The organism is Streptomyces sp. NPDC059142, from assembly GCF_042755665.1.
Classification (GTDB): domain Bacteria; phylum Actinomycetota; class Actinomycetes; order Streptomycetales; family Streptomycetaceae; genus Streptomyces.
This window is the reverse complement of sequence record NZ_JBHZDA010000230.1, coordinates 1-1,200: the sequence shown is the minus strand read 5'-3', so window position 1 is coordinate 1,200 and position 1,200 is coordinate 1. Positions and strand designations below refer to the sequence as shown.

Here is a 1,200-nt window from a genome sequence, read left to right as displayed (position 1 = left end):
GGGCGGAGAGGCGGGCGGCGCGGGAGACGTGCACCAGCTAGGACTCGTCGAGTCCGAGAAACTCGTCATCGACCCCAAGACACTATATGCAGTCGAACAGGGCGTGGGAGAGCGCGAGGGCGGTACGGCGCTCGGCCACCGACAGGTAGCGGTTGCGGCTGGAGAGCGCGAGGCCGTCGTCCTCGCGGACCGTCGGTACGCCGACGATCTCGACCGGGAAGTTCAGGTCGCGGGCCATCCGGCGGACCAGGGCGAGCTGTTGGGCGTCCTTGAGGCCGAAGAAGGTGACGTCGGCGCGGGTGAGGTGGAGGAGCTTGGCGACGACCGTGAGCATGCCGTCGAAGTGGCCGGGGCGTGAGGCGCCTTCGAAGTGCTCGCCCATGGGTCCCGCGGAGAGGGTGATCTGCGGGGCGCCGCCGGGGTAGACCTCGTCGGCCGCCGGTGCGAAGACGATGTCGGCGCCGGCCTCCCGCGCGACCTTCAGGTCGGCGTCGAGGGTGCGCGGGTAGCGGTCCAGGTCCTCCCCGGCGCCGAACTGGAGGGGGTTGACGAAGACGGTGACGACGACGAGGCCCTGGGGTCCGACCCGGGTGCGGGCGGCCCGTACGAGCGTGGCGTGGCCCTCGTGGAGGGCGCCCATCGTCAACAGGACGCCGATCCGGGCGCCGGGGGCGCGCCGGTCCAGGAGGCGGTCGAGGTCCGCGCGCGTGGCGGCGAGTTCGAAGCTCATGGGGTCCGTGTCTCCGGTCTCTCCGGTCCCGGCGGTCCGTCCGGCGGGACCGGTCCGTGCGGTGGGGCTGATCGCTGCCGTGGGTCCGGTCCGTGCGGCGGGGCTCATCTGTGCCGTGGGTCCGGTCCGTGCGGCGGGGCTCATCGGTGCGGTGGCTGGGCTCATCGGGTGCCTCCGGCGGCGCCGCCCGTGGCGTTCCCGGGGGTGTCGCCGCCCGCGAGCACGCCGAGCAGGTCCTCCGCCAGCTCCGGCTTGAGCAGCCCGTGCGCCAGCGCCCGGTCGGCGGTCGTACGGGCCATCGCGAGGTAGCCGGCGACGGCGCCGGGGGCGTGGGCGCGCCACTCGGCGACATGCGCGGCGGGGCGGGCCCGCGCGCCCCCCCGCCCCCGGCCCGCGGCGGTGTCCCCCCGCCGGGGCCCGGGGGGGCGCGCCGCGGGGCGCTCAATAGATCGCGCGCGCTCTGTGGCGCC

At 75.6% G+C, this 1,200-nt stretch carries 2 pseudogenes; both read right to left on the bottom strand.

Annotated features, from left to right (window positions below):
* Positions 1-94 precede the first annotated feature (94 nt).
* A pseudogene (gene panC, locus ACFXPK_RS32940) lies at positions 95-730 on the bottom strand (pantoate--beta-alanine ligase); the annotation flags it as partial.
* Between the two features lie 161 nt (positions 731-891).
* Positions 892-1,200 (bottom strand): annotated as a pseudogene (locus ACFXPK_RS32935) (oxidoreductase); the annotation flags it as partial.